This window comes from Candidatus Cloacimonadota bacterium, assembly GCA_020532355.1.
Lineage (GTDB): Bacteria > Cloacimonadota > Cloacimonadia > Cloacimonadales > Cloacimonadaceae > UBA5456.
The window spans coordinates 1-3,975 of the sequence record JAJBBD010000300.1 but is presented as its reverse complement, the minus strand read 5'-3'; the positions used below and the strand labels follow the sequence as shown (position 1 = coordinate 3,975).

Sequence of the window (3,975 nt, the reverse complement as noted above, 5' to 3'; positions counted from 1 at the left end):
GGACGACATTTCAGATAGCAAACCAAAGCTGCACAACGCCCCAGAGTCCCAACGGGACGGCATTTCAGATAGCTCCCCCATGAAGAAAAACACCCCAATGAGTCCCATTCGGGACGATATTTCAGATAGCAAACCAAAGCTGCACAACGCCCCAGAGTCCCATTCGGGACGGCATTTCAGATAGCAAATACCGACCGCCCAAAATCAGACTCTCGAAAAAAGGGGGAATGCCTGCAAAGAATTTGCTTGACAAGGTCTTGGGGGTTGCCATTATGGATTTGAATATGTGGTTTATCCTATGATTTTTTGACTCAAATCCAGAAGGACACAGGCAAAGCAGCATCTCAAACTAAACTATATAGTGTGTTTATTATATCAGGCAAGCTGCAAGGTGTTGCTCTTGCCTTTATGACTTACATGGACTTTATCTAATTTTTTAAACAGGAGAATATATGAAAGCAAGAACTCTTTATTTTACACGAGCTATACTGGTAATAGCTTTATTTAGCATTGTTGGTGTGGCTGTGGCGCAGACCAATGTCACTACGGTTTTGGACCTGTGGAATGTTAGAACTAACCTCAGCGGAAACTACAAGCAGACCGCTGATATTGATTTATCAGTTACCAATCCTGCGAATCTTATAGCCTGGTCGGCAGACTCTACTTATGTGGTGGGCGATATTCGCAAGAACACCACGGATGGTTATGCCTACTTTTGTGCAGTTGCACAAACACAAGCCGGCATATTCGCAGGTACAAACTGGACCAAGATGTGGGAAGCCTCAAAAGGCTGGAAGCCCATAGGAGACCAAACCGATGGCTACAACAATGCCTTTAAGGGTGTATATGATGGCGATGGCAAGACGGTCTTAAATCTTTATATCGATCGCGGAGCGGATGCTCAGACAAACAATAGTGTTTTCCCTGCTAATGGGGAAAACAACGTCGGCCTCTTTGGCTTTGTGAGTAGCAGTAAAACATCTGATACCGTAATCAAGAATCTTGGAATAATCAATCCCAACATAACCGGCAAAAGAGGCACAGGTGCTTTGGTGGGTAAGGTGATGATTCCTGCCATTAACAAGATTAAAAAGGTTTACGTCATCAATTGCTATGCGCAGCCAGATGGTGGGACGGGGACAGCCACAGTAGCAGGTTTCGGCGCCACCGGAGGACTGGTGGGAGCAAATAACAGCGACCGTAAACAGCAAGTACCCGTCATTCGCTATAGCCACGCCAATGTCACAGTTTCTTCTACCCACCCTCAAAATCAAGCTCTTAACAGCGGTGATAATAACAATCCCTACAACATCAAGTATGGCGGTTTGGTGGGCTGTAATGAAACCGGCGTTACTGAAGACAGCTATGCTCGCGGTAATGTATCCGGTGGAGATCGGGTAGGCGGACTGGCAGGCTGCACCATAGGCGGAGCCATCTTCCGCAGCTATTCCACAGGCTCTGTTACTCAAGGTATCAGCTCAACAGGGTGGCAGGGTGGATTCGGCCGCCTGGTGGGGCTAATAGAGGGAAGACTTCCTCCAGGCTTAGGCGGAACCAATGCCACCGGATCCTGTGAAGATTGTTATTATCTTTCAAGCTCTATTCTTGATCCCACTACTGGCAGCAATACAGTCGGCACTGGATTAACAGATGCTCAGATGAAAGTTTCAAGCAATTTTACAAACTGGGATTTTACCAATGTCTGGAAGATTGATTCTTCAAACAACGACAATTATCCTTATCACATGGCATCATCCAGCGCTACTTATCATTATCGGTCAGTGTATAGGGAAACAGGCAGTACATGGTCGATAGCGAATGACTGGGAAACCTCTACAGATGGAACAAGCGGCTGGGCTGCTGCTTCAAATTCTCCCACAGCTTACAATTCTCTTTCTATCACAGTGCGCAATGGTCATACTATGACAGTAAATGCAGACGTCATCATAGACCAGACTACCGTAGAAAATGGTGGCAAGATAGTGGTATCAAGCGGAAAAACCCTTACCGTGAGAGATGGAGATAGCACTGACCTAAAAGTGGAAGGAGAATTGGAACACAGCGGAACCCTGACTCTAAATAGTTCTTCATACTCTTTGGTAAGCGGCACCTTGACCAGTAAAGCAAATTCTACCTTAAACCTATCCGGTGAACTGGATATCACAGGTACGCATACTATCGAAACAAATGCTAATCTGAACTACTCTGACAATTCTAAAAAAATATATGCTGGCAGCTCTGCGCAAGCAGCTGGAGCTAATTTCCCTGGCACAGTGTATGATCTTATTATAAACAACTCTGCTGGTGTGACTTTTAGTAAAGGTTTTTCGGTAAGAGGGACCCTATCTCTTTTACAGGGCTCTTATACGCTATCAAGCGGTTCAGCAAGCGTAAATGGCTACCACTCTCCGGAAGTCAGCTATTTTTATATGTCCAAAAACGACTTTTATTTAACTGCCGGGTTTGCCATCAGCACCGATACCAACCAGACTGATTCGCGCTATATCAAACGGCAATGGACCCTTTCAGGAAACGTTGATGATGGGGCTGCAACAAGCCGCACAAAGACCCTGACCTTTTTCTGGACTCCGGATGATGATTACGATTTTTCCTGGGGCAGTACTGTTCCCAAAGTATATCTTGGTGCAAATACAACGGGATTCCCGGTTAGTGCTTCCTCTTTAACCACGAACCCTCGCTGGGTTAAGATAGACTATGCCTTCCCCCAGAATGCCTCAAAAGCGTCCATGAGCTTCAAAATCGGTTTGGAGTCTGGCCAGACCCTCCCCCCCGTAGAGCTTTCTTCCTTTACCGCACTGCCATATCAAGGCAGCAGTGCAATGCTGCAATGGCGCACCCAAACTGAGACTAATGTGCTGGGCTTTAGCATATACCGGGGTCTTGAGGATGATCTTACTACCGCTCTGCATTTGGATATCCTCATCCCTGCTACCAATACCTCTCAGCCCAAAACTTATGTATATTATGACCGCGATGTCGAGATTCCTAATCAGTACTATTATTGGTTGGAAAGCAATGATTTCGACGGCAATTCGCAAATCTATGGTCCGGTGAACGTACATTTGCTCAGTGATGACAGTGGCACTTCCCCACAAGTCCCTGTTCCCGGCCTTAGAGATGTCTATCCCAATCCCTTTAATCCCCAGGCCACCATTCGTTATGGCGTGAATAAGGCCAGCAGCGTGGAAATCAAAATATACAATTACCGTGGCCAATTGGTACGGAATCTGATGAATAGCGAAAAGCCCAAAGGCTGGCATCAAGTGATTTGGGATGGCAAAAACGATAACGGCAATAAAGTCACCAGCGGCATCTACTTTTCCCGCATGACAATGAACGGTAAGAACTACCTTCGTAAAATGGTGATGATGAAGTAAAAACTATATCTAAACATAATCAATGAACCCCGGCGCTAAATACCGCCGGGGTTTTTTGTACCGAAGCTTGCCTATAGCTCCGAATCTTTCTCTCGCTATCACGCCCGATTGATGCACAGGAATAGCATCCTCCGGCCACGGTTTGGAGTTCAAGCCGGCTCCTTCAGCTTCGGCTTATGCTCCAATCTTAGCGCCGGCTTGGACTTCAAAGCGTTGATTGCTCCTCCAGCTTCGGTTTATGCTCCAATCTTAGCGCCGGCTTGGACTTCATTTTTATTGAATCCTTACTGGCATTCCCCCAAAATATTGAGTCACTCTTTTGATAATGAACTTAATGATAGTATCTTAGCTATCATCTATGGCTATGTATTTCAGTTTATACTTTTGGCAGTTAAGATTCATGATTCCAGCATTAATGTCCTCCTAATCCGAGTCCCATCAAGACGGCATTTTAGATAGCAACCTACAGCTACACAATGTTATAGAGTCCTGTAGGGACGGCATTTCAGATAGCAAACACCGACCAGTCCATAATCAGACTCTCGTAAAATGGGGGAATGCCTGGTGAATCCTTAAG

General features: G+C 45.8%; 1 protein-coding gene. It reads left to right on the top strand.

The window, feature by feature from the left end; genetic code table 11:
* The first annotated feature begins 452 nt into the window (after positions 1 to 452).
* On the top strand, positions 453 to 3,398 hold the full coding sequence (locus LHW48_10375) for a T9SS type A sorting domain-containing protein (protein ID MCB5260852.1): 2,946 nt from the start codon (positions 453 to 455) through the stop codon (positions 3,396 to 3,398).
* The last annotated feature ends 577 nt before the right edge of the window (positions 3,399 to 3,975 follow it).

What these genes read in the sequence shown, in the direction of transcription:
- LHW48_10375 (MCB5260852.1), top strand. Translation starts at nt 453, where the DNA reads ATGAAAGCAAGAACTCTTTATTTTACACGAGCTATACTGGTAATAGCT.